The sequence below is a fragment of the Leifsonia sp. 71-9 genome (assembly GCF_001898805.1).
In the GTDB taxonomy this organism is placed as follows: domain Bacteria; phylum Actinomycetota; class Actinomycetes; order Actinomycetales; family Microbacteriaceae; genus Leifsonia.
In genome coordinates, this window is sequence record NZ_MKVJ01000001.1 from 232,653 (window position 1) to 256,554 (window position 23,902).

20 protein-coding genes are annotated in these 23,902 nt (G+C 70.5%); 12 read left to right on the forward strand and 8 right to left on the reverse strand.

What is annotated here, in order from left to right; genetic code table 11:
• Window positions 1–103: 103 nt before the first annotated feature.
• From BGO91_RS01190 to clpX, 3 genes are all read left to right on the forward strand, one after another.
• Window positions 104–700, forward strand: a complete 597-nt coding sequence (locus BGO91_RS01190; protein WP_290471045.1) for an ATP-dependent Clp protease proteolytic subunit — start codon at window positions 104–106, stop codon at window positions 698–700.
• Window positions 701–730: 30 nt separating this feature from the next.
• The gene (locus BGO91_RS01195) at window positions 731–1,414 is read left to right on the forward strand and encodes an ATP-dependent Clp protease proteolytic subunit (RefSeq protein ID WP_290471046.1); all 684 of its coding nucleotides are present in this window, start codon (window positions 731–733) and stop codon (window positions 1,412–1,414) included.
• Window positions 1,415–1,595: 181 nt separating this feature from the next.
• Window positions 1,596–2,870: an ATP-dependent Clp protease ATP-binding subunit ClpX gene (gene clpX / locus BGO91_RS01200; protein WP_290471047.1), complete on the forward strand. Its 1,275-nt coding sequence runs from the start codon at window positions 1,596–1,598 to the stop codon at window positions 2,868–2,870.
• Window positions 2,871–2,889: 19 nt separating this feature from the next.
• Here the strand turns inward: clpX and BGO91_RS01205 are convergent, their stop codons facing one another.
• A complete protein-coding gene (locus BGO91_RS01205) occupies window positions 2,890–4,197 on the reverse strand; it encodes an ion channel protein (RefSeq protein WP_290471048.1) in 1,308 nt (435 codons plus the stop codon).
• Between the two features lie 118 nt (window positions 4,198–4,315).
• Window positions 4,316–6,352, reverse strand: coding sequence for a M3 family metallopeptidase (locus tag BGO91_RS01210; RefSeq protein ID WP_290471049.1), 2,037 nt, complete (start codon window positions 6,350–6,352; stop codon window positions 4,316–4,318).
• Between the two features lie 121 nt (window positions 6,353–6,473).
• Between BGO91_RS01210 and BGO91_RS01215 the strand changes: the two genes are divergently transcribed.
• The 3 genes from BGO91_RS01215 to BGO91_RS01225 are packed head-to-tail and all read left to right on the forward strand — an operon-like array spanning window position 6,474 to window position 8,589.
• A complete protein-coding gene (locus BGO91_RS01215; RefSeq protein WP_290471050.1) occupies window positions 6,474–7,112 on the forward strand; it encodes a winged helix-turn-helix domain-containing protein in 639 nt (212 codons plus the stop codon).
• Window positions 7,109–8,407: an MFS transporter gene (locus BGO91_RS01220; protein WP_290471051.1), complete on the forward strand. Its 1,299-nt coding sequence runs from the start codon at window positions 7,109–7,111 to the stop codon at window positions 8,405–8,407. Before BGO91_RS01215 ends, BGO91_RS01220 begins: the two co-directional genes overlap by 4 nt.
• Entirely contained in the window at window positions 8,404–8,589 is a 186-nt protein-coding gene (locus tag BGO91_RS01225) for a hypothetical protein (protein WP_290471052.1), read from the forward strand. Before BGO91_RS01220 ends, BGO91_RS01225 begins: the two co-directional genes overlap by 4 nt.
• 18 nt (window positions 8,590–8,607) lie before the next feature.
• Here BGO91_RS01225 and BGO91_RS01230 read toward each other — a convergent pair whose 3' ends face one another.
• The 5 genes from BGO91_RS01230 to BGO91_RS01250 all read right to left on the reverse strand — a co-directional run bounded on the left by BGO91_RS01230 (window position 8,608) and on the right by BGO91_RS01250 (window position 13,873).
• The gene (locus BGO91_RS01230) at window positions 8,608–8,874 is read right to left on the reverse strand and encodes a hypothetical protein (RefSeq protein ID WP_021762181.1); all 267 of its coding nucleotides are present in this window, start codon (window positions 8,872–8,874) and stop codon (window positions 8,608–8,610) included.
• A complete protein-coding gene (locus tag BGO91_RS01235) occupies window positions 8,874–9,335 on the reverse strand; it encodes a GNAT family N-acetyltransferase (RefSeq protein ID WP_290471053.1) in 462 nt (153 codons plus the stop codon). Before BGO91_RS01235 ends, BGO91_RS01230 begins: the two co-directional genes overlap by 1 nt.
• Before the next feature lie 72 nt (window positions 9,336–9,407).
• Complete coding sequence (locus BGO91_RS01240; protein WP_290471054.1) at window positions 9,408–9,854, reverse strand: GNAT family N-acetyltransferase; 447 nt, start codon at window positions 9,852–9,854, stop codon at window positions 9,408–9,410.
• Window positions 9,851–12,460, reverse strand: a complete 2,610-nt coding sequence (gene valS / locus BGO91_RS01245) for a valine--tRNA ligase (protein WP_290471055.1) — start codon at window positions 12,458–12,460, stop codon at window positions 9,851–9,853. The genes BGO91_RS01240 and valS overlap by 4 nt, the downstream gene beginning before the upstream one ends.
• Window positions 12,461–12,550: 90 nt before the next feature.
• Window positions 12,551–13,873, reverse strand: coding sequence for an MFS transporter (locus tag BGO91_RS01250; protein ID WP_290471056.1), 1,323 nt, complete (start codon window positions 13,871–13,873; stop codon window positions 12,551–12,553).
• 65 nt (window positions 13,874–13,938) lie between these two features.
• Between BGO91_RS01250 and BGO91_RS01255 the strand changes: the two genes are divergently transcribed.
• The 5 genes from BGO91_RS01255 (at window position 13,939) to ndk (ending at window position 20,341) form a co-directional block, all read left to right on the forward strand.
• Window positions 13,939–14,553, forward strand: coding sequence for a TetR family transcriptional regulator (locus BGO91_RS01255; RefSeq protein ID WP_290471057.1), 615 nt, complete (start codon window positions 13,939–13,941; stop codon window positions 14,551–14,553).
• 223 nt (window positions 14,554–14,776) lie between these two features.
• On the forward strand, window positions 14,777–18,115 hold the full coding sequence (ileS, locus tag BGO91_RS01260; RefSeq protein ID WP_290471058.1) for an isoleucine--tRNA ligase: 3,339 nt from the start codon (window positions 14,777–14,779) through the stop codon (window positions 18,113–18,115).
• Window positions 18,112–19,488, forward strand: coding sequence for a folylpolyglutamate synthase/dihydrofolate synthase family protein (locus BGO91_RS01265; protein ID WP_290471059.1), 1,377 nt, complete (start codon window positions 18,112–18,114; stop codon window positions 19,486–19,488). Before ileS ends, BGO91_RS01265 begins: the two co-directional genes overlap by 4 nt.
• Window positions 19,485–19,922 carry a DUF4233 domain-containing protein gene (locus BGO91_RS01270; RefSeq protein ID WP_290471060.1) on the forward strand — a complete coding sequence of 146 codons (438 nt, stop codon included), beginning with the start codon at window positions 19,485–19,487 and terminating at the stop codon, window positions 19,920–19,922. Before BGO91_RS01265 ends, BGO91_RS01270 begins: the two co-directional genes overlap by 4 nt.
• On the forward strand, window positions 19,919–20,341 hold the full coding sequence (gene ndk, locus BGO91_RS01275; protein WP_290471061.1) for a nucleoside-diphosphate kinase: 423 nt from the start codon (window positions 19,919–19,921) through the stop codon (window positions 20,339–20,341). The genes BGO91_RS01270 and ndk overlap by 4 nt, the downstream gene beginning before the upstream one ends.
• Window positions 20,342–20,413: 72 nt before the next feature.
• On the opposite strand, the gene BGO91_RS01280 is transcribed toward ndk, so the two are convergent.
• Window positions 20,414–21,031 carry a vitamin K epoxide reductase family protein gene (locus tag BGO91_RS01280; protein ID WP_290471062.1) on the reverse strand — a complete coding sequence of 206 codons (618 nt, stop codon included), beginning with the start codon at window positions 21,029–21,031 and terminating at the stop codon, window positions 20,414–20,416.
• 302 nt (window positions 21,032–21,333) lie between these two features.
• Between BGO91_RS01280 and BGO91_RS01285 the strand changes: the two genes are divergently transcribed.
• Window positions 21,334–23,883, forward strand: coding sequence for an Rne/Rng family ribonuclease (locus BGO91_RS01285; RefSeq protein WP_290471063.1), 2,550 nt, complete (start codon window positions 21,334–21,336; stop codon window positions 23,881–23,883).
• The last annotated feature ends 19 nt before the right edge of the window (window positions 23,884–23,902 follow it).

The window sequence follows — 23,902 nt, forward strand, 5'->3', positions numbered from 1 at the left end:
CCGCACCTCCCGCGCCACGGCTCTCTGCCCAGGGCGAACACCACCGAAATGGCCGTGGCGCTCCGATAGATTCGATTCCAAGCGACAAGGAAACGGAGCGAACATGGCCGACCTGGGTATCCAGCCCAATGTTTTCGACAGACTGCTGAAGGACCGCATCATCTGGCTCGGGTCCGAGGTCCGGGACGAGAACGCGAACGAGATCGCCGCGAAGCTGCTGCTCCTGGCCGCAGAGGACCCGAAGCGCGACATCTACCTCTACATCAACTCGCCCGGCGGCTCGATCACGGCCGGCATGGCGATCTACGACACCATGCAGTTCGTGCCGAACGACATCGTCACCGTGGGCATCGGCATGGCGGCCTCGATGGGCCAGCTCCTGCTCACCGCGGGCACCAAGGGCAAGCGGTACATCACGCCAAACGCGCGCGTCCTGCTGCACCAGCCGCACGGCGGCTTCGGCGGCACCGCGAGCGACATCCAGACCCAGGCCCAGCTCATCCTCGACATGAAGAAGCGCCTCGCCGAGATCACCGCCTCGGCAACCGGCAAGTCGGTCGAGCAGATCAACGCCGACGGCGACCGCGACCGCTGGTTCACCGCTCAGGAGGCGCTCGAGTACGGCTTCGTCGACCACATCCGCGAGTCGGCGCTCGACGTCGCGGGCGGCGGCGGCACCGACCAGGATTCGAACAAGTAGCGCAACGCCGGAAGGACTAAGGACATCACAATGAACATCCCCATGCTCGGCGGCGCCCCCGCCGGCGGCCAGGCCCTCGGCGGCGTGCAGGCGCCCGGCTCGCGCTACATCCTCCCCAGCTTCGAGGAGCGCACTGCCTACGGCTACAAGCGCCAGGACCCGTACGCGAAGCTCTTCGAGGACCGCATCATCTTCCTCGGCGTGCAGGTGGACGACGCCTCCGCCGACGACATCATGGCCCAGCTCCTCGTGCTCGAGAGCCAGGACCCGGACCGCGACATCGTCATGTACATCAACTCGCCCGGTGGCTCGTTCACCGCGATGACGGCGATCTACGACACGATGCAGTACATCCGCCCGCACATCCAGACGGTCGTGCTCGGCCAGGCCGCCTCGGCCGCCGCGGTCCTCACCGCCGCCGGCACTCCCGGCAAGCGCCTCGCCCTGCCGAACGCCCGCATCCTGATCCACCAGCCCGCCGTCGGCGAGGCCGGCCAGGGTCAGGCGTCCGACATCGAGATCCAGGCCCGCGAGATCCTGCGCATGCGCACGTGGCTCGAGGAGACGCTCGCGCGCCACTCGAACCGCTCGCAGGAGCAGGTCAACAAGGACATCGACCGCGACAAGATCCTGTCGGCGGACGAGGCCCTCGAATACGGCCTGATCGACCAGGTGCTCACCAGCCGCAAGACGCTGCCGGCACTGGTCAAGTAAGCAGCTCCACGCCGAAGGGCGGGACGGTCGCAGCGACCGCCCCGCCCTTCGGCGTCTCTGGGACCTGATCTGCTCTGGGCAGAAGCCCGTGTGACGTTATCGACCCGCCGGTGCGCACCATTGTCGTCCGCACAGGTTAGGCTCGTTGAGAAGACACCCGTGTAGTGGGAGGGGACGAGGGATGGCACGAATCGGGGAGAGCGCCGATCTGCTCAAGTGCTCCTTCTGCGGCAAGAGCCAGAAGCAGGTCCAGCAGCTGATCGCCGGTCCAGGCGTGTACATCTGCGACGAGTGCGTCGAGCTCTGCAACGAGATCATCGAGGAGCGCCTCGCCGAAGCCGGCGAAGAGGCCGCGAGCGAGTTCGAGCTGCCGAAGCCGAAGGAGATCTTCGGGTTCCTCGAGGAGTACGTCATCGGCCAGGAGGCCGCCAAGCGTTCGCTCGCCGTCGCCGTGTACAACCACTACAAGCGGGTGCGCGCCAAGCAGACCATCACCGCGGCCGACGCCATCGACGACGTCGAGATCGCCAAGAGCAACATCCTGCTGATCGGCCCCACCGGCTGCGGCAAGACCTATCTGGCGCAGACGCTCGCGCGCCGCCTCAATGTGCCGTTCGCGGTCGCCGACGCGACCGCGCTCACCGAGGCCGGATACGTCGGCGAAGACGTCGAGAACATCCTCCTCAAGCTGATCCAGGCCGCCGACTACGACGTCAAGCGCGCCGAGACCGGCATCATCTACATCGACGAGGTCGACAAGATCGCCCGCAAGGCCGAGAACCCGTCCATCACGCGCGACGTGTCGGGCGAGGGCGTGCAGCAGGCGCTGCTGAAGATCCTCGAGGGCACGGTCGCCTCCGTGCCGCCGCAGGGCGGCCGCAAGCACCCGCACCAGGAGTTCATCCAGATCGACACGACGAACGTGCTGTTCATCGTGGCCGGCGCCTTCGCGGGGCTGGAAGAGATCATCTCGTCCCGCGCGGGCAAGAAGGGCATCGGCTTCGGCGCCCCGCTGCACTCCAAGGGCGACGACATCAACCTCTTCAGCGAGGTCCTGCCGGAAGACCTGCACAAGTTCGGGCTCATCCCGGAGTTCATCGGCCGCCTGCCCGTCGTCACGACGGTCACCCAGCTCGACCAGAGTGCGCTGATGCAGATCCTCACCGAGCCGAAGAACGCCCTCGTGCGCCAGTACCAGCGCATGTTCGAGCTCGACGGCGTGCAGCTCGAGTTCGAGCACGCCGCCCTCGAGTCGATCGCCGACCTCGCCGTGCTGCGCAAGACCGGTGCCCGCGGCCTCCGCGCCATCATGGAGGAGGTGCTCGGCCCGATCATGTTCGAGGTGCCGTCCAGCTCCGAGGTCGCCCGCGTGGTCGTCACCAAGGAGGCGGTGCTCGAGAACGCCGCCCCCACGATCGTCCCGCACCGCACCCGCCGCGAAGAGAAGTCGGCCTAGCCGACTCCGTCCCGCCTGCTCACGCCTCCGGACGGAGTGCGGGAGCGGTGAGTCCGTCGGCGCCCTCGCGCGCGCGGATGAGCCACTGAGGCGAGCGCGTCACCACCAGCCACGCCGGCAGGATCGCCAGGCACAGGATCGGCAGTACCGCCACGCTCTGCGTCACCGCCAGCGCCACGAAGATCGCGATCCAACCGTCCCGCGCGACGGCGACGGTCATCCCGAGCACACCGGAGGCGACGGCGACCGGCAACGGGATGCCCGGCACGAGAGCCGACGCGAGCAGCCCGATCGCCGCACCGATGAAGACCGCCGGGAACACCCGCCCGCCGCGGAAGCCCGCGCTGGCCGCGACGAGCAGCGCCACGACCTTCACCAGCACGATCACCAGCAGCTGCACCGCCGAGTAGTCCGCCCGGTCGTGGATCAGCTCGCCCATCTGCGTCAGCCCCTTGAACAGCGTCACCGGGCCACCGATGACGCCCAGGATGCCGAGCACGACACCGCCCGCGAGCGACACGAGGAGCGGGTTGCGCAGGCTGTGGAAGGCGCGATGCACCGCGGGGAAGGCCCAGGCGCCCAGGACGCCCAGCAGCGCCGCCACGGTCGCGATCACGAACGCGGCGACGACGTCGGGCCAGTGCACGTCGGTGTACGCGGGCATCGGCACCCCGAACTGCGGATGCGACAGCAGCGTCATCGTCTCGGACCCGGCAGCCGCGGCGACGAGCGGCAGGAACAGCCGGTCCCAGAGCGCCCCGCCGCCCGGCGCGGCCGCGACGATCCCGGTGAAGACGAGGGCGGCGGCGACGGGCGTGCCGAACATCGCGCCGATCGTGGCGGAGGCGGCCATCAGCAGCACCAGCTCGGTCGGCACGCGTTTCCACAGCCGGGCCACCAGCGCCACGAGCAGGCCGGCGTTGATCGCGATGATCGGGTTCTCCGGCCCGAGGCTCACCCCGCCGGCGAGGCCGAGCACCGCGGCCAGCGCGAGCGACGGAACGACGGCAGGCGGGAGCGGCGTCGTCACCAGCTCGGTCGTGGCGGAGTCGGGGCCGGCATGGCCGGGGACCAGCCAGACGACGAGCCCGACCGCGGCGCCGGTCACGGTCAGGACGAGGAAGATCCACCACCCCGATGCCCCGTCCACGCCGATCGCGCCCGGCAGGGCCGTCCAGAGCGCCTTCTGCAGCACGTCGGCGAGCTCGTCGAGGAGCCAGAGCGAGAAGGCCGACAGCACCCCGATCAGCAGGGCCGGGATGCTGAGCAGCAGCAGCGTGCGGACCGTGGGCGCCGGCATCGGGCGCACCGGTCCGGCTGCGCTCATGGAGGCCCCCTTCCCGCGGCATCTGCGCCCAGGCTAGGGCCGCCCGCGGGAAGGGGGCTAGTACCGAGTGATCACCGCGCCCGAGTGATCATCGGGTCCGCGTGGTCACGAGGCCCGGCTAGCCGCCGAGGCCGCGCCGCTTCAGCAGCGGCTCGATCACCGCGTCGCGCCCGCGGAAGTCGCGGTAGGCCTCCAGCGGGTCCTTCGAACCGCCGACGCCGAGCAGGCGCGAGCGGAAGCGGTCGCCGTTCGCGCGGTTGAGGCCGCCGTTCTCCTTGAACCACTCGACCGTGTCCGCGTCGAGCACCTCGCTCCAGATGTAGGAGTAGTAGCCCGCGTCGTATCCGCCCGAGAAGGTGTGGGCGAAGTAGGTGCTCGCGTAGCGCGGCGGGATGGCCGGGGCGTCGAGTCCGACCGCGGCGAGGGCCTGCGCCTCGAACGCGGCGACATCCTCCACCGCGTCGTCGGCGGTGATGGAGTGCCAGGCCTGGTCGAGCAGGGCCGCCGCGAGGTACTCGCTGGTCGCGAAGCCCTCGTTGAACGACTCGGAGGCGTGCAGCCGGTCGACGAGCTCCTGCGGCATCCGCTCGCCCGTCACGTGGTGCACGGCATAGTTCTCGACGATCTCGGGCCAGAGCATCCACATCTCGTTGACCTGGCTCGGGAACTCGACGAAGTCGCGGAACACGTTGGTCCCGGCGAACTTCGGGTAGGTGACCCGGGCGAACAGCCCGTGCAGCGCGTGCCCGAACTCGTGGAAGAGGGTGTTCGTCTCGTCGTAGGTGAGGAGGGTGGGCTCACCGGCGGCAGGCTTCGGGACGTTGAGGTTGTTGACGACGACCGTGGGCGTCCCGAGGAGCTCCGACTGCGAGATCAGCGGGTTCATCCAGGCTCCGCCGCGCTTGGAGTCCCGCGTGTAGAGGTCGAGGATGTAGAGGCCGAGCTCGCTGCCGTCCTCGTTGCGCACCTCGAAGACGCGCGCCTCGGGGTGGTAGGCGACCAGATCGGGCCGCTCCGCGAAGGTGATGCCGTACAGGCTGGTCGCGGCGTGGAAGACGCCGTCGTGCAGCACCCGCTCGGCCTCGAAGTACGGCCGCATGGCGGCGAAGTCCACGTCGTACTTCTCCTGGCGCACCTTCTCGGTCAGGTGGGCCCAGTCCCAGCTCTGCACCGTGTCGCCGTCCGGCAGCTGGCGCTCGAGGTCCGCCTGCTCGGCGCGGGCGTTGCGGGCGGCGGGAGGGGCGAGCCGGCCGAGCATGTCGGCGACGGCCTGCGGGGTGCGGGCGGTCTCGTCGGCGGTCACGAACGCCGCGTGCGTGTCGAAGCCGAGCAGGCGGGCGCGCTCGGCGCGCAGCCGCGTGATCTCGAGCACGAGCTCGCGGTTGTCGTTGTCGCCGCCGTGGATGCCGCGCGAGCGGGAGGCCGTCATGATCCGCTCGCGCACGTCGCGGCGGGTGAGCGAGGCGAGCCACGGGTGCCCCGTCGGGAGCACGAGGGTGACGACGTACTTGCCATCCAATCCGCGCTCGCGCGCGGCCTCCGCCGCCGCCGAGATCTCGCCCTCGCCGAGACCGGCGAGCTCGTCGGCCGAGTCGAGCACGACCGCGAGCTCGTTCGTGTCGGCCAACAGATTCTTCTCGAACCGGGTCGTCAGCGTCGACAGGCGCTGGTTGTACTCGCGCAGGCGCTCCTTGTCGGCGTCGTCGAGGCCGGCGCCGGCGAGGGTGAACTCGGTGTGGTAGCGCTCGACGAGGTAGCGGGACTCCGCATCCAGATCGAGGTCGTCGAGCTGCGCGTGCACGGCGGCGATGCGCGCGTACAGTGCCGGGTTCAGCAGGATGGCGTCCTGGTGGGCGGCCAGCTGCGGCGCGATCTCCTCCTCGAGGGCGTTGGTGAAGTCCGTGCTGTCGGAGGAGCTCTTGTTGAAGAAGACCTCGGCGACGCGCTGGAGCACGCCCCCCGAGCGCTCGAGCGGCAGGAACGTGTTCTCGAATGTCGGCGGCTCGGGGGAGGCCGTGATGGCCTCGACCTCGGCGAGCTGCTCCTCGAAGCCGCGGTCGAAGGCGGGCCGGTAGTGCTCGTCCCGGATCTCGGCGAACGGGGGCAGCTGGTAAGGGAGGGTGCTGGGGGAGAAGAACGGATTAGTGTCTGCCATCGACCCAGCCTAGGGCCGAGGGAGGCGGCGGTGCAAAGAGACTTCTGCAAACAGAGCGTTGCAAACAATCACGTGCAAAGAAGTGCTTGCAAAGAAGTCTTTGCGATTGTATCCTCGTTCCATGTCCACCGAAGAAGACCGCGACGCGACCCCGGCTGAGCAGAAGCCGCCGGCGATCTCGCACCCCATGCACGACGCCCTCGGGATGGAGGCGCTGCGCGCCCTCGCCCATCCGCTGCGCGTCGAGATCATGAACGAGCTGTCCGACTTCGGACCGGCGACCGCCAGCGGTCTCGCCGAGCGTCTGGGGGAGTCCAGCGGGTCCACCAGCTACCACCTCCGCCAGCTCGCCAAGCACAACATCATCGTCGAGGACACGGAGCGCGGCTCCGGCCGCGAGCGCTGGTGGCGCATGTCTCCCGGCGGCGTCACCATCGGCTCGCTCGAGACGCTGGCCACCCCCGCCGGACGGGAGGCCAACGAGCTGATCTCGCGCGAGTGGCAGCAGAACAACGAGCGCCGCCTCACCGCGTTCGTGCGCCGCGGTCTCGACGTCTACGGGGCCGAGTGGATGCAGGCGAGCACGCTCTCGACCTCCCACCTCGAGCTCACGATCGATCAGCTCGCCGAGTTCGGCCGCGAGTACTACGCGCTGCAGGAGCGGCTGCGCGAGCAGTGGAAGACCCAGGACACCGAGGGTCGCAAGCGCGTCCAGGTGCAGTTCAACGCGTTCCCGCTGGTGGAGGCCAGCGAGCGATGACCACCGCGCCCGAGCCGCGCGTGCGCCGGTCGCCGATGGGGGCCGGGTTCAACCGCCTGTGGACCGCCGCCATCGCCAGCAACCTCGCCGACGGCATCGGGCGCACGGCGGTCCCGCTGATCGCCACCACCCTCACGCGCGACCCCGCCCTGATCGCGGGCGTGACGGCCGTGACGTTCCTCCCGTGGCTGCTGTTCGGCATCCCGGCCGGGATGCTCCTCGACCGGGTCGACCGGCGCATCGCGATGGCCGTCGCCAACAGCCTGCGGTTCGCTGTGGCGGCCTTGCTCGCGGCACTGATCTCCGCGGACGCGCTCACCATCTGGTGGCTGTATGCGTGCGTGCTGCTGTTCGGTCTGGGCGAGACGGTGTTCGACAACGCGACCACGACGGTCGTGCCGAGCCTCGTCGGCCGCGATCAGCTCGACCGGGCGAACGGCCGGATGCAGTCGGCCGAGATCGTCGTGCAGAACTTCATCGCGACCCCCATCGCCGGCTTCCTGTTCGCGGTCGCACTCGTGCTGCCGGTCTGGCTGACCGGTTCAGGGTTCCTCATCGCGGGTCTGCTCGCACTGACGATCCCTGCCGCCGCCGCCCGGGCGCACGTCCAGGCCACGGAGGCCGAGCTGGCGTCGGGGGAGGCGGTCGCCCGTCCCGGGATGGGCGCCGTCGTGCGGTTCCTCGCCGGGCACCGGTTCCTGCGCACGATGATCGTGCTCACGTCGCTCACGGCGTCGGCGCTCGCGTTCGCGCAGGGGAGCGTCGTGCTGCTGCTCCTGCAGACCTTCTCGGTGCCCGAGGCCCTGATCGGCGTCGTGACCGCCGGTGTGGGCCTCGGCGCCCTGGTCGGCGCGCTCCTCTCGAGCGCCCTCGTCGCGCGCTTCGGGCGCGGGCGGATCATGTTCTGGTCCATCCTCGTCAGCGGCGTCGGGGTCCTCGGGGTCGGCGTCACGGCCAACGTGGTCGTGGCCATCGCCAGCTACGCGGTCGGCGCGTTCGGCGTCGCCGTCTGGAACGTGCCGTGGGGCGCGCTCCGTCAGGCCCTCATCCCGGGCGACATGCTCGGCCGGGCGATGGGCATCGTCCGCACGATCGGCTGGGGGCTCACCCCGATCGCGACCGTGCTCGGCGGGTTCGTCGCCCGCATCGACCTCCGGCTGCCGTTCGTCATCGGCGGCGGCGTGGTCGTCGTCCTCACCCTCGTGTCCATGCGGCTGCTGTTCAGCGCCCGCACCTACGACGGCGGCTCCGCGGAGCCGACGCCCCAGCCCGTCCCGGAAGGATCCGCCTCATGACCGCTTACGTGCTCCCGGCCCGCCGGCCGTGGACCCATCGCACCGCACTCCGCCTCGGCCGCGCGCTCACCGCGTGGGGCGCCCGCCCCGTCCGCCGCTCGCCGGCCTATGCAGAGCGCCTTGCCCTCGTCGAGGCCACGCGCGACAGCGCCGCGCGTGTCGTGGCGGGGCTTCCGCGTTAGAGCGCGCCGACGGAGGGCTCAGACCTCGTCGTAGTCGGTGGCCTGCTGCTCGACCGGCTGCGTGATCGTGGCGGAGTCCTCCTGCGGGTTGTACCGCACCACGGTGCCGTCGTCCAGCTCGACGACCGGACGGCCCTCCAGCCAGGTGAGGGTCCAGCGCCAGCCCTCGGTCGCCACGTCCGTGGCGACCAGTTCCTCCTCGACGGTCGACACCGCGTAGGTGACGACCTCGGGGAGGTTCTCGGGCGGGGTCGCGCCGACGGCCCATCGGGTTCCGAGCTGCATCAGCCCTGACCCGCCAGGTCGATCTCGTAGGTCACCCACGAGGTGCGGGAGGCGACGGCGTCGTAGACGCGCTGGGCGTCCGTGTTGTCCTGGGCGGTGATCCACTGGACGACGCCGAGCCGGCGCTCCTCGGCCAGCGACCGCACGTGGTCGATCAGCGCGCGTCCGATGCCCGAGCCGCGCTCGCTCTCCAGGACGAACAGGTCGTCGAGGAAGAGACCGCGGTCGCCTTCCAGCGGGCGTGCGAACTCGCGCACGTGCGCGAGCCCCACGATGCGGTCGCCGTCGCTGTCGACGGCGACGTAGCCCTGCTCCTCGTGCTCGGGAGCGGTGAGCCACGACCAGAGCACGAGGGCCCTCTGGTCGGTCAGCTCGGTCTCGTAGAACTCCGCGTACTTCGAATACAGCTCAAGCCAGGCAAAGAAATCTCCGTCCCTGACCGGTCGGACCTCGATCGTCATGGGTTACTCCGTTCGCCTTCCCCATACGGCCACGAGAGCCGCCTGCGTGTTCTGACCATATCCCGATCCTGTTCAGGGGACGAGATCGTAGGTCACCCACTTGGTCTTCTGTGCGACGGCGTCGTAGAGGCGACGCGCCGTCTCATTGTCCTTCGCGGTGATCCAGCGCACCACCGACAGGCCGCGATCGCGGGCCGCGTCGCGGAGGAATTCGAGCAGCTGCCTGCCCGCTCCTTCGCCGCGCGCGTCGGGCGAGACGAACAGGTCGTCGAGGTAGAGGCCCTTGCTGCCGTCGAGCGGGCGCACGAACTCGCGGACGTGCGCGACGCCCACCGGGGTGCCCTCGTCGTCGATCGCGAAGTACGCCTCCAGCTCGTTGCCGGGGTCGGTGATCCAGCTCCACACGAGGAGCGCCTTCTGGTCGGTCACGGGGTTCTCGTAGAAGTCCCCGTACCCCGCATAGAGGTCGAGCCAGGTGAAGAACTCGTTGTCCTCCACCTTCCGGACGGTCGCCGTCATCGTTTCTCCTCGTTCGGGGCCTGAGAAAGCAGAATATCGGTGACCGCCAGCTCGTCGGCGGATGCGAAACGCAGTTCGGCGATTCTGCCGACCGAGCGGAGGTCGCCGGCGGCGGACTCGATGGCGGCGATCTCGGCCGCCGGGCCCGCGATGACAGCCGAGTCGACGGGGGTGCGCTGCGAGGCCTTCGCGGCCGTCTTGGCGCCGCGGATGCCCGTCAGGGCGCGCCCGACGATCGCGAGCACCGCGCGCTGATCGGCGGTCTGCGGGGCCACCTCGTCGGCGGTCGGCCACGGCGCGACGTGCACGGAGCCCTCGGCGGACCAGCTCCACGCCTCCTCCGCCGCGAACGGCAGCACGGGCGCCAGCAGGCGCAGGAACGCCGAGAGGGCGACGCGCAGGGCGACGACGGCGGAGACCTGCTCCGCGTTCGCCTCGCCGTACGCACGCTCCTTGACCAGCTCGAGGTAGTCGTCGCAGAACGTCCAGAAGAACGTCTCGACGATCTCGAGGGCGCGGGCGTGGTCGTACGCGTCGAGCGCCGCGGTGGCGTCGCCGATCACGTCGGAGAGGTTCTGCAGCATCCCGACGTCGAGCGGGCTGGTGACCTGCTCGAGATCGAGGGAGGCGGGCGCCTCGAAGCCGAGGATGAACTTCGCCGCGTTGAGCAGCTTGATGGCCAGGCGGCGGCCGATCTTGATCTGCGTCGGGTTCTGCGGGTCGAACGCCGCGTCGGTGCCGAGGCGCGAGGAGGCGGCCCAGTAGCGCACGGCGTCCGAGCCGTGGCGCTCCAGGATGTCGGCGGGGGTGACGACGTTGCCCTTCGACTTCGACATCTTCTTGCGGTCGGGGTCGACGATGAAGCCGGAGATGGCGGCGTTGCGCCACGGCACGACGTCGTTCTCGAGCTGCGAGCGCAGGAGGGTCGAGAAGAGCCAGGTGCGGATGATGTCCTGGCCCTGCGGGCGCAGGTCGAAGGGGTAGACCGCGTCGAACAGCTCGCCGTCGCGCTCCCAGCCGCCCGCGAGCTGCGGGGTCAGGGAGGAGGTCATCCAGGTGTCCATCACGTCGAGCTCGCCGACGAAGCCGCCGGCCTGGCCGCGCTGCGACTCGTCGTAGCCCGGGGCGGGGTCGGACGACGGGTCGACCGGGAGCTGCTCCTCGGTCGGCAGGATGGGCTGGTCGTGCACCGGGTTGCCGTCGGCGTCGAGCGGGTACCAGACCGGGATCGGCACGCCGAAGAAGCGCTGGCGAGAGATCAGCCAGTCGCCCGTGAGGCCGTTGACCCAGTTCTCGTAGCGCACGCGCATGAAGTCAGGGTGCCAGTCGATCTCCTGGCCGAGCTCGATCAGACGCTGGCGCAGCTGCTCGTCGCGGGCGCCGTTCTTGACGTACCACTGCCGGGTCGAGACGATCTCGAGCGGCTTGTCGCCCTTCTCGAAGAACTTGACCGGGTGCTGGATGGGCTTCGGGTCGCCGATCAGGTCGCCGGAGGCGCGCAGCAGCTCCACCACGGCCTGCTTGGCCGAGAAGGTGGTCTTGCCGGCGAGCTCGGCGTAGGCGGCCTTGCCCTCGGCGCTCTCGATCGCCGCGGGCGGCTCGCTCACGATGCGGCCGTCGAAGCCGATGATCGCGCGGTTCGGCAGGTCGAGCTCGCGCCACCAGGTGACGTCGGTGATGTCGCCGAAGGTGCAGATCATCGCGATGCCGCTGCCCTTGTCGGGCTGCGCGAGGTGGTGGGCGACGACGGGGACCTCGACGCCGAAGACCGGCGTGCGCACCGTGGTGCCGAAGAGCGGCTGGTAGCGCTCGTCGTCCGGGTGGGCGACGAGGGCGACACAGGCGGGCAGCAGCTCCGGTCGCGTGGTCTCGATGTAGACGGGGCCGTCGGCGCCGTGGAACGCGACGCGGTGGTACGCGCTCGGCTGCTCGCGGTCCTCGAGCTCGGCCTGGGCGACGGCGGTGCGGAAGGTGATGTCCCAGAGCGTGGGGGCGAGGGCCTGGTACGCCTCCCCGCGCTGGATGTTGCGGAGGAAGGCGAGCTGCGACGTCCGCAGGGACTCGTGCCCGATGGTGCGGTAGGTCTGCGACCAGTCGACGGAGAGGCCGAGCGAGCGCCAGAGCGCCTCGAACTGCTTCTCGTCCTCGACGGTGAGCCGCTCGCACAGCTCGATGAAGTTGCGGCGCGAGATCGGCTTCTGGTCGGCCGCCTTGCTGCTCTTGTTGTCGCCGCCCTCGAACGGCGGGACGAAGTCCGCCTCGTAGGGGAGGGTCGGGTCGCAGCGCACGCCGTAGTAGTTCTGGACGCGGCGCTCGGTGGGCAGGCCGTTGTCGTCCCAGCCCATCGGGTAGAACACGTGCTCGCCGCGCATGCGGTGGTAGCGCGCGACGACGTCGGTGTGCGTGTAGCTGAAGACGTGACCGATGTGCAGCGACCCGGAGGCGGTCGGCGGGGGAGTATCGATCGAGTAGACGCAGTCCCGTCCAGCGGCCAGTGCGGCGTCGCGGTCGAAGCGGAAGGTGCCCTGCTGCTGCCAGCGGTCGCCCCACTTGGCTTCCAGCCCTTCGAGTGCGGGCTTCTCGGGCACGGGGTTCGCGGCGCTCATGGTCCTCCGGTTCGATATGTGCGGCACCGTGTCATCGGGGTGCCTGAGTGTGCGACCGTACAAGCGTACCGGAGGACCGCGGGGAGGCGCTCAGACCTCGTCGACGATAGGCTTTCTGCGCGCGGCGACGAGAGCGGCGACCAGGGTGATCGCGCTCATCAGGGCGAGCACGATGCCCGGGTGCCACCAGGCGTTGCCCGTGGCGCCGCCGAGCAGCAGCGTCAGCGCCGGCACGAACGCCGTCAGCAGGGCGGCGAGGCTGTAGGCGACCGACAGGCCGCTGTAGCGCACCTCGCTCGGGAACAGGTCGGACATGAGGCCGCCGAGACCCGCCCACGAGAGCGTGGGCAGGATGCCGCCGATGATCATGCTGCCCACGAGGATCGGGAACGTCGCGTACTGGAGCAGGAAGTACATCGGGAAGGCGATGATCAGCGTCCCGATCGCACCGATCATCACGACGCGCGCCGAGCCGATCCGCGTCGCCCAGACCCCGAAGAGCGGGATGGTCACGAGCTGCAGCAGGCCGCCGATGGTCGTCGCGACCAGCAGGTCCTGGAAGCTGAAGTGCAGGGTGGCCGTGCCGTAGTCGACCATGTAGGTGTTCATCAGCGAGTAGGAGCCGATGCCGAGCACGGCCGCTCCGATGGCGATGACGAAGCCGGACGGCGCCTTGCGGAACACGTCGAGGACGGGGAAGCGGTCGCGCGTGCCGGTCTCGAGCAGCTGCTTGAAGACGGGGGTCTCGTCGATCGACCAGCGCAGGTACAGCGAGACGAGCAGGAGGGGCAGGGCCGTCAGGAACGGCAGCCGCCATCCCCAGGCCGCGATCTGGTCGGCGGGGATCAGAGCGGTCATGGCGATGAAGACGACGGCGCTCAGGATGGAGCCGACCGGCGAACCGAGCTGGGGGAGCGCGGCGTAGAAGCCACGGCGCTTCGGGTTCGCGTACTCGGTCGCGAGCAGGATGGAGCCGCCCCACTCGCCGCCGAGCGAGAGCCCCTGCACGAGGCGCAGGACGACGAGGGCGATCGCGCCGAACCAGCCGGCCTGCGCGTAGGTGGGGAGCACGCCGACGAGGCCGGTGCCGACGCCCATCATGGCGATGGTGATGAGGAGGGTCGGGCGCCGGCCGATGCGGTCGCCCAGATGGCCGAAGACGATCGCCCCGATCGGGCGGATGACGAACCCGGCCGCGATAGTCAGGAACCCGGCGAGCACGCCGCCGAAGGCCCCGAGCGGCTGGAAGAACAGCGGCCCCACGAAGAACGCGCTGAAGTACGCGAACAAGTAGAAGTCGTACGACTCGAGCGCGGTGCCGACGAACGAGGCGATCGTCACGCGACGGGCCGTGCCGGGTGTGATGCCGGGTCGATCCGTCTCGCTGCGCACGGCGGTGGGGGTGGTAGTCACGGGTGTCCTTCGATTCGTTAATATGTGGACCGGGTCCAATAATAGGCATTCGAAAGGAACACCCGATGACGTCACCGCATTCCGGCTCCGGCCGACCCCGCGCCTCATCGCGGCGGATGCTGGCCGAGGCCGCGGGCGAACTCTTCCTCGAGCAGACCTACGCCCGCACCACCATCGACGACATCGCACGACGCGCCGGCGTCAGCCGCGCCACCTTCTTCAACTACTTCCCCGCCAAGAGCGACCTGCTCTGGCTCGAGGTCGACGAATCCCTCGACCGGTTCGCGGCGGCGCTCGCCGTGGTCGACGACACGCTCGCCCCGATGGACGCGGTGCTGGAGGCCGTGGTGCGTCTGGCGGAGGGCTTCGGCCCCGACCGGCTTCCGCTCGCGGTCACGCAGGTGGAGCTGATGGGAACGGACGCCGAGCTGCAGGCCTCGGGCCTCCCGCGCTTCCTCGAACTGGTACGCGTGGTCGCGGCCGCGATCGCCACCCGCATCGGCGAGGACCCGGACGCGCTGCTCCCGCGGGCGGCCGCGACCGCCGTCGTCGGCGCCGCCGTCGCCGCCGCCACCGTGTGGGCGCGCGCCGGGGTCCGCCGCGGCCCGCTCGCCCCGCTGGTCCGGTCCGCGGTCGAGCCGGTGTGCCGGGGCTACGCGAGTCTGCTCGTAAACGAGTAGAATCGACGGACTGACTACGACCCGGTCATCACCGGCGAGTCTTCGGAAGAACCGCGTCGCTCCGGCGGCGCCCAGTAGAACCGAACGGGGCCGGCCCGTCACAGCCGAAGAAGGAGAGGCCGCATCCGGCGACGCCGGCGGATGGGGCAAGCGGGGTGGTACCGCGACGGGCGTTCACGCGTCCGGCGTCCTCGTGCAGACCAGCGAACCTGCCAGGAGTGAGATGCCGTACCCCCAGTCCGCACCGGACGGAGCCGAGCCCGAGCGCTCGGACGCCCAGAACCGCGCCGATGTCGCGCCCAGCCCGGCCTTCCCCGAGATCGAGACCGGCATCCTCGCGTTCTGGAAGAAGGACGACACGTTCCGCGCCTCCATCGCGAACCGCGAGGGCGCGCCCGAGTGGGTGTTCTACGACGGGCCGCCGTTCGCCAACGGCCTCCCGCACTACGGTCACCTGCTGACCGGCTACGCCAAGGACGTCTTCCCGCGCTTCCAGACCATGCGCGGCAAGCAGGTGCACCGCCGCTTCGGCTGGGACACCCACGGCCTCCCGGCCGAGCTCGAGGCGGAGCGGCAGCTCGGCCTGACCGACAAGAGCCAGATCGAGGAGATGGGCATCGCCGCCTTCAACCAGGCGGCCAAGGAGTCCGTGCTGCGCTACACGAAGGAGTGGCAGGAGTACGTCACCCGTCAGGCGCGCTGGGTCGACTTCGACAACGACTACAAGACGCTCGACGTCACCTACATGGAGTCGGTGATCTGGGCGTTCAAGCAGCTGCACGGGAAGGGCCTCGCCTACGAGGGCTACCGCGTGCTGCCCTACTGCTGGCGCGACCAGACGCCGCTGTCGAACCACGAGCTCCGGATGGACGACGACGTCTACAAGATGCGTCAGGACCAGACGGTCACGGTCACCTTCCCGCTGGTCGGGTCGAAGGCCGAGGCGCTCGGGCTGACCGGCGTGCGCGCGCTCGCCTGGACGACGACGCCGTGGACCCTGCCGACCAACCTGGCCCTCGCGGTCGGCCCGGAGATCACCTACGCGGTCGTGCCCGCCGGCCCGGACGGTGCCGCCGACACGCACGGCGGTGCCGAGGACGACGTGCTGAGCGGCGAGTACCTCATCGCCGCCGACCTGCTCGGCAACTACGCGAAGGACCTCGGCTACGAGTCCGCCGCGGACGCGCAGGCCGCCGTCTCGCGCACCGTGCTCGGCCGCGACCTGGAGGACGTGCACTACGACCGTCTGTGGGACTACTACGCGGACGCCGAGACCTACGGCACGCAGAACGCGTGGCGCATCCTCGTGGACGACTACGTCAGCACCGAGGACGGCACCGGCATCGTGCACCAGGCTCCGGCCTACGGCGAGGACGACCAGCGCGTCTGCGAGGCCGCCGGCATCCCGATGATCATCTCCGTCGACGACGGCGCGCGCTTCCTCCCGGCCGTCAGCGATGTCGAGGGCCTGCAGGTGTTCGACGCGAACAAGCCGCTGACGAAGCTCCTGAAGGACCAGGGCCGGCTGCTCCGTCAGGCGAGCTACGAGCACTCCTACCCGCACTGCTGGCGCTGCCGCAACCCGCTGATCTATAAGGCGGTGTCCAGCTGGTTCGTCCGCGTCACGGAGTTCCGGGACCGGATGGGCGAGCTCAACCAGCAGATCAACTGGGTGCCGGAGAACGTCAAGGACGGCCAGTTCGGCAAGTGGGTCGCGGGCGCCCGTGACTGGTCGATCTCCCGCAACCGGTACTTCGGCTCGCCGATCCCGGTGTGGAAGAGCGACGACCCGGCGTACCCGCGCACCGACGTCTACGGCTCGCTGGAGGAGCTGGAGCGCGACTTCGGGCGCCTGCCGCAGAACGCGGCGGGGGAGCCCGACCTGCACCGCCCGTTCATCGACGACCTCACCCGCCCGAACCCGGACGACCCGACGGGCCGCTCGACGATGCGTCGCATCCCGGACGTGCTCGACGTGTGGTTCGACTCGGGCTCGATGCCGTTCGCGCAGGTGCACTACCCGTTCGAGAACCAGGACTGGTTCGACACCCACAGCCCGGCGGACTTCATCGTCGAGTACATCGGCCAGACGCGCGGCTGGTTCTACCTGCTGCACACGCTGTCGACGGCGCTGTTCGACCGCCAGGCCTTCAAGAACGTGATCAGCCACGGGATCGTGCTGGGCAGCGACGGGCAGAAGATGTCGAAGTCGCTGCGCAACTACCCCGACGTCAACGAGGTCTTCGACCGCGACGGCTCGGACGCGATGCGCTGGTTCCTCATGGCGAGCCCCGTGCTGCGCGGCGGCAACCTGGTCGTGACCGAGGAGGGCATCCGCGAGGGCGTCCGCCAGGTGCTGCTGCCGCTGTGGAGCACGTGGTACTTCTTCTCGCTCTACGCCAACGCGACGGGATACGAGGCCAAGCGCTCCGTGGACTCCACGGACGTGCTCGACCGCTACCTGCTGGCGAAGACGCGCGATCTGGTGGAGGCCGTGACGGCCGACCTGGAGGGCTTCGACTCCACGCTGGCCTCGGCCAAGCTGCGCGACTTCGCCGACGTGCTGACCAACTGGTACGTGCGCCGGTCGCGCGACCGGTTCTGGACCGGCGTGGCGGAGGACGGCAGCGGCAGCGAGGCGTTCGACACCCTGTACACGGTGCTCGAGACGCTCACCCGCGTCGCGGCGCCGCTCCTGCCGCTCGTCACCGAGCAGATCTGGAAGGGTCTGACCGGCGGCCGCAGCGTGCACCTGACCGACTGGCCCGACGCGGCCGAGTTCCCCGCCGACGACGCGCTCGTCGACGCGATGGACCGCATCCGGGCGATCAGCTCGACGACCCTGTCGCTGCGCAAGCAGGCCGGTCTGCGCGTGCGCCTGCCGCTGGCGGCGCTCACAGTGGTGGCCGAGAACGTGGACGCGCTGCGGCCGTTCGAGGCCATCCTGCGCGACGAGCTCAACGTGAAGTCCGTGGAGCTGGTCGAGCTCCAGGAGGGCAGCGCGTCGGCGTACGGCATCACCAGCAAGCTGACCGTGAACGCGCGTGCCGCGGGCCCGCGCCTCGGCAAGCAGGTGCAGCAGGTCATCGGCGCCGCCCGTGCCGGCGACTGGAGCGAGCACGACGGCGTCGTGACCGTCGGCGGCATCGAGCTCGTCGAGGGGGAGTACGAGCTCGTCCTCGAGACCGCCCAGGCCGACGAGGAGTCGTCCAGCGCGCTCGCCCTGCTGGCGGGCGGCGGCTTCGTGCTGCTCGACACCCGCACCACCCCGGAGCTGGAGGCCGAGGGCCTGGCGCGCGATGTCATCCGCGCCGTGCAGGACACCCGCAAGGCGGCCGGCCTCGACGTGAGCGACCGCATCCGCCTCGCCCTGACCTTCGAGCACGAGGACGACGCGCGCGCGCTCGGCCTCGCGGCGGACGTCGACATCGCGAGCGAGACCCTCGCGCTCGAGCTCGTTGTCGGCGCGGCGGCATCCGGATTCGAGAAGGCCTTCACGGCCGGGCAGTTCGCGAACGCGGGCGGGTTCACCGTCGGCGTGACCAGGATGGAGGAGTCGTGAGCGACGACATTCCCGAGGACGAGTGGCGCGACCAGGCGGAGGCCGTCTACCAGGCGCTGCTCGCCCGCGTCGGCGAGGGGGCTCCGGAGCGCCGGCTCGACGCGACCCGCCGCGCCGTCGAGCTGCTGGGCGACCCGCAGCGGGCCTACCCGATCGTGCACATCACCGGCACGAACGGCAAGACGTCGACCAGCCGCATCGTCGAGAGCCTGCTGCGCGCCTACGGGCTGCGCACGGGCCTCCTGACGAGCCCGCACCTGGTGCGCTTCAACGAGCGCATCGTGATCGACGGCCACCCGGTCTCGGACGAGGAGCTCGTCCGCAACTGGGACGACGTGCGCCCGTATCTGGAGATCGTCGACGCCGAGCTGGAGGAGGCCGGCAAGCCGCCGCTCACCTTCTTCGAGGCGCTGACGGCCCTGGCCTACGCGGTCTTCGCCGACTCTCCCGTCGACGTCGCCGTGATCGAGGTCGGGATGGGCGGCGAGTGGGACTCGACGAACGTCGGCGACGGCCAGGTGGCCGTGTTCACGCCGATCTCGCTCGACCACACGAAGGCGCTCGGCGACACGGTCGAGGAGATCGCACGGACCAAGTCCGGCATCATCAAGCCGTCCGCGGACGTCGTGACCTCGGCGCAGACCCCCGAGGCGCTCGACGTGCTGCGGGAGGCCGCGGCCCTCACGGAGTCGAGCCTCGCCCTGCAGCCGCGCGACTTCGACGTCGCGGAGACCAAGGTCGCCGTCGGCGGCCAGCTCGTGACCGTCCGCGGACGCGCGGCCACCTACGAGGACGTCTTCCTGCCGCTCTACGGCGACCACCAGGCGCAGAACGCCGCCGTGGCCGTCGCCGCGGTCGAGACGTTCCTCGGGCGCGGCTCACAGCCGCTCAAGGCCGATCTGGTGGAGGAGGGCTTCGCCACCGCCACGTCGCCCGGCCGGCTGCAGCTCATCGGGATCGAGCCGACCATCCTGGTCGACGCCGCGCACAACCCGGCGGGCGCGGCGTCGCTCGCCGACGCCCTGCGCCGGTACTTCGACTTCGACGAGCTCACCTTCGTGCTCGGCGCCCTCGCCGACAAGGACACCCGCGGCGTCGTCCGCGCGCTCGCGCCCGTCGCCACGCAGTTCTTCGTGACGCAGCCGGCCAGCGAACGCGCGCTGGACGCCGAGGAACTCGGCGACATCGTGCGCGACGAGGTGGGCGACGAGGCGACGATCGTCTACGGCGACGCCCTCGACGCCCTCGAGTCCGCCCGGGAGTGGGCGGGCGAGGGCGGCCGGCGCGCCGTCGTGGTCACCGGTTCGATCGTCCTCGTCGGCGCCGCGATGGCGTACGCCGAGGAGCAGGAGTGGAAGGGGGCCGGCGCGTGAGCGACGCCCCCGGCGTTCCCGAACAGCCCGGAACGCCCGGCGAGCCCGCGGCCCCTGCGCCGCGCGCCCGTCGCCGGCGCAGCCTGCGCGAGAGCCTCGGCTCGATCCTGCTCGCGTTCGAGCTCGTGATCGTCTTCCTCGGCGCGCTCGTGCTCTTCGGGCTCGGCGCGCTGCCCCCCGCGATCGCGCTCGGCGGGGGAGCGGCCGTGATCGTGCTCATGATCCTGGCCGTCGGCACACTCCGCTGGCCGGTCGGGGTCATCCTCGGCTGGATCGTGCAGCTGACGGTCGTCGCCGCCGGATTCCTGGTGCCCGCCTTCTTCATCGTCGGGGCGATCTTCACGGCCATGTGGACCTACTGCATGATCGCCGCCGCCCGCATCGACCGCAACCAACGGGCCGCAACGGCCCACAACGGAACGGAGAACCCATGACCACCGCCGTCGAAGAGACCCTCGTCCTCGTCAAGCCGGACGGAGTCGCCCGCAGCCTCACGGGTGAGATCGTGCGCCGCATCGAGGCGAAGGGCTACTCCCTCGTCGACATCCGGATGCTGCAGGCCGACCGCGAGCTGCTCGCCAAGCACTACGCCGAGCACGAGGGCAAGCCGTTCTACGAGCCGCTCGTCGAGTTCATGGAGTCGGGCCCGATCGTCGCGCTGCGCGTCGCCGGCAACCGTGTCATCGAGGGCTTCCGCTCGCTCGCCGGCACCACCGACCCGACCACGGCCGCGCCCGGCACCATCCGCGGCGACCTCGCCCGCGACTGGGGACTCAAGGTGCAGCAGAACCTCGTGCACGGCTCCGACTCGCCCGAGTCGGCGCAGCGCGAGCTCGCGCTCTGGTTCGGCTGAACCGCAGATCGACGAAGAGAGGGCCCGTGGCGATCGCCGCGGGCCCTCTTGTCGTCGACGGACGGGGTCGGATCAGATGAACGCCCGGTGGATCCAGTCCAGCTGGATCTGCGCCAGGATCGCCACGATCGCGTAGCAGACGATGGTGATCAGGGGCACCCAGCCGTAGGCCGCTCCGAAGAACCGGCGGGCGCGCTCGGGCACCGGGATGTGCCCCTCCTTGAGGTTGTAGAGCGTGACGGCGAGGAAGGTCGGGATCGTGACGACCCACGTGACCATGCACCACGGGCACAGCACGTTCAGCACGGTGAGCGACTGGGTGATCAGGAAGATCACCAGCGCGAGCGCCAGCGCGACACCGACGTTGAACGCGATCCAGTACCAGCGGGCGAACCGGCCGCGCACCGCGAACAGGCCGACGCCGACGGCGATCGTCGCCGTCCAGCCGCCGAGGCCGAGCATCGGGTTCGGGAAGCCGAGCAGGGAGCCCTGCCACGAGTTCAGGTTCTTCGAGCAGCCCACCAGCACGCTGAAGTTGCAGGAGAGCTGGGCGTCGGGGTTCTCGAGCAGGTGGAACTTGTCCACCGTCAGCATGAACGCGGCCCAGAGGCCGATGACACCGGCGACGATCAGGAAGATCGCGAGGACGGTCGGGCGGCGATAGGGCGCCGCGACGGCAGGTTCAGACACCCTCGGATTATGGCATGCGCCACGCGGGTGGTCCTGGGAGCACCGGCATCCGATCCCTCATCATGCGATAATCGTCTCTGGACGTCGATCCGGCCCTGCCGGAGACGGACGAATGAAGGCTTGAGGGCGCCCCCGGCGCCCGGTGAGGGTCGGCCGCGAAGGCCGGCGAAGACAGAGCCGGATGCGCGCCGCGCCACGAGCCGGCCGTGTCCGAGCAAGGATTACGGGGTCGGCCTGGGTCGGCTCCGACGGAAAGTACCCGGTGAGCGGGGAACCGCAGCCGGTCGAGGAGTGCACCAGCGATGGTGGAAAACGAGAATATCGACAGCAATGGCAACGACACGGAGACGGGAGGGCGCAAGCGCAAGGGGCTCTTCGGAGCGCGACGCGCGGTGAAGCGCACCACCGACTCCCCGGTCCAGCAGGCGGGTGCCACGACGCCCCCGCCGGAGCAGGAGCCCTCGGGCGACCGCGGGGGACGTCCCGACGCGGCCGAGCCCGCGGAGGCCACGGAGACGACGCCGGAGGCGGCCACGACGGTCGTCGCCGTCGCCGAGCGCGGCGCGCACGAGCCGCCGGCCCTCCCGGAGCCGCTCGCGGAGACCGAGGCGCCGCTCGCGGGCGTGCCCGGCCTTCCGCCGACGACCCTGCTCTTCCAGGCCCCGGACATCGTCCCCCTCCCGCCGCTCCCCGGCGACGAGGACGAGGAGCCGACCGGTGGCGTCCGCCGCCGCGCCCGCCGTCGCGCGGGCGAGAGCGGCCGCGAGGGGTCGAACGACCCGGCGAACACCGTCGTCAAGGTGCGCACGCCGCGCGAGCCGGAGCTCATCACCGAGCCGCAGAAGGTCAAGGGCTCCACCCGTCTCGAGGCGAAGAAGCAGCGTCGCCGCGACGGTCGCGACGCCGGCCGCCGCCGGCCCGTCATCACCGAGGCCGAGTTCCTCGCCCGCCGGGAGTCCGTCGACCGCCAGATGATCGTCCGCGAGAAGAGCGGCCGCATCCAGATCGGCGTGCTCGAGGACAAGGTGCTCGTGGAGCACTACGTCGCCCGCTCGCAGGAGGCGTCCCTCATCGGCAACGTCTACCTCGGCCGCGTGCAGAACGTCCTCCCGAGCATGGAGGCCGCGTTCGTCGACATCGGCCGCGGCCGCAACGCCGTGCTGTACTCCGGCGAGGTCGACTGGGATGCGGTCGAGACCGGCAACCAGCCCCGCCGCATCGAGCTCGCCCTCAAGCCGGGCGACCGCGTGCTCGTCCAGGTCACCAAGGACCCGGTCGGCCACAAGGGCGCCCGCCTCACGAGCCAGATCTCGCTGCCCGGCCGCTACCTCGTGTACGTGCCGAACGGCTCCATGAACGGCATCAGCCGCAAGCTCCCGGACACCGAGCGCGCCCGCCTGAAGAAGATCCTCAAGGAGGTGCTCCCCGAGAGCGCCGGCGTCATCGTGCGCACCGCCGCCGAGGGCGCGACGGAGGAGCAGCTGACGCTCGACGTCAACCGCCTCACCGCGCAGTGGGCCGACATCAGCAAGCAGGTCGAGAAGCAGCAGGCGCCCGCGCTCCTGCACAGCGAGCCCGACCTCCTCATCAAGATCATCCGCGACGTCTTCAACGAGGACTTCCAGAAGCTCGTGATCGCGGGCGACGAGGCGCGCCAGACGATCGAGAACTACCTCCGCCAGGTCGCCCCCGACCTCCTCGACCGCGTCGAGGCGTACACGGGCGAGCGCGACGCGTTCGACGAGCACCGCATCACGGAGCAGATCGAGAAGGCGCTGGAGCGCAAGGTCTGGCTGCCCTCGGGCGGCTCGCTCGTCATCGACCGCACCGAGGCGATGACGGTCGTGGACGTCAACACCGGCAAGTTCGTCGGCTCCGGCGGCAACCTGGAGGAGACGGTCACCAAGAACAACCTCGAGGCCGCCGAGGAGATCGTCCGCCAGCTGCGCCTGCGCGACATCGGCGGCATCATCGTCGTCGACTTCATCGACATGGTGCTGGAGACGAACCGCGACCTCGTGCTGCGCCGCCTGATCGAGTGCCTGAGCCGCGACCGGACGAAGCACCAGGTCGCCGAGGTCACCTCGCTCGGGCTCGTGCAGATGACCCGCAAGAAGCTGGGCCTCGGCCTCCTGGAGACCTTCAGCGAGGCGTGCGAGGTCTGCGCCGGCCGCGGCGTCGTCGTGCACCACGACCCGGTCGTGAAGCACCGTCAGCCGCAGCAGCAGGCGCCGTCGGGCGAGCGTCGTCGCGGTCGCGGCGGCAACGGCAACGGCGGCGGCTCGTCCGCCTCCGCCCCCGCGAGCGCTCCGTCGCACTCCGGCAACGGCGGCACCCACGCGATCACCGACGACGCGAAGAACGCGCTCGCGCAGATCGCCGCGTCGACGATCCACCCGCACCAGCAGGACGGCGAGGCCGCTCCCGCGGCCGCCGAGCCCGCGTCGGCCCCCGCGCCGAAGAAGCGCCGCCGCAAGGGCAAGGGCGGCGCGTCCGCCGAGCAGGACACCGTGACCGACACCGCCGCAGCGCCGGCGGCCGCGGCCGCCCCGGTGGACGAGGCGGCGGTCGCGGAGGCGATCGTCGAGGAGGCCACCGTCGAGTCGGTCGAGCCAGTCGCAGACGAGGCGGCGGACGACGCGTCCGCCCTCCTCCCGCTGCTCGACCTGCCCGAGCCGCACGAGCCGGCCGCTCCGGCCGCGCGTCCGTCCGCCGAGGAGACCGAGCAGCTGCTCGGCTCGGTGCTCGACTCCCTCCCGCAGCCGAAGGAGCCGGGGCAGGGCCGCAACCGCAGCCGTCGCGCCAGTACCGCGGTGATCGCGGGCGGCGAGATCGCACCCAAGTCCGAGTAACCGCGCCGCAGCCTCCGGG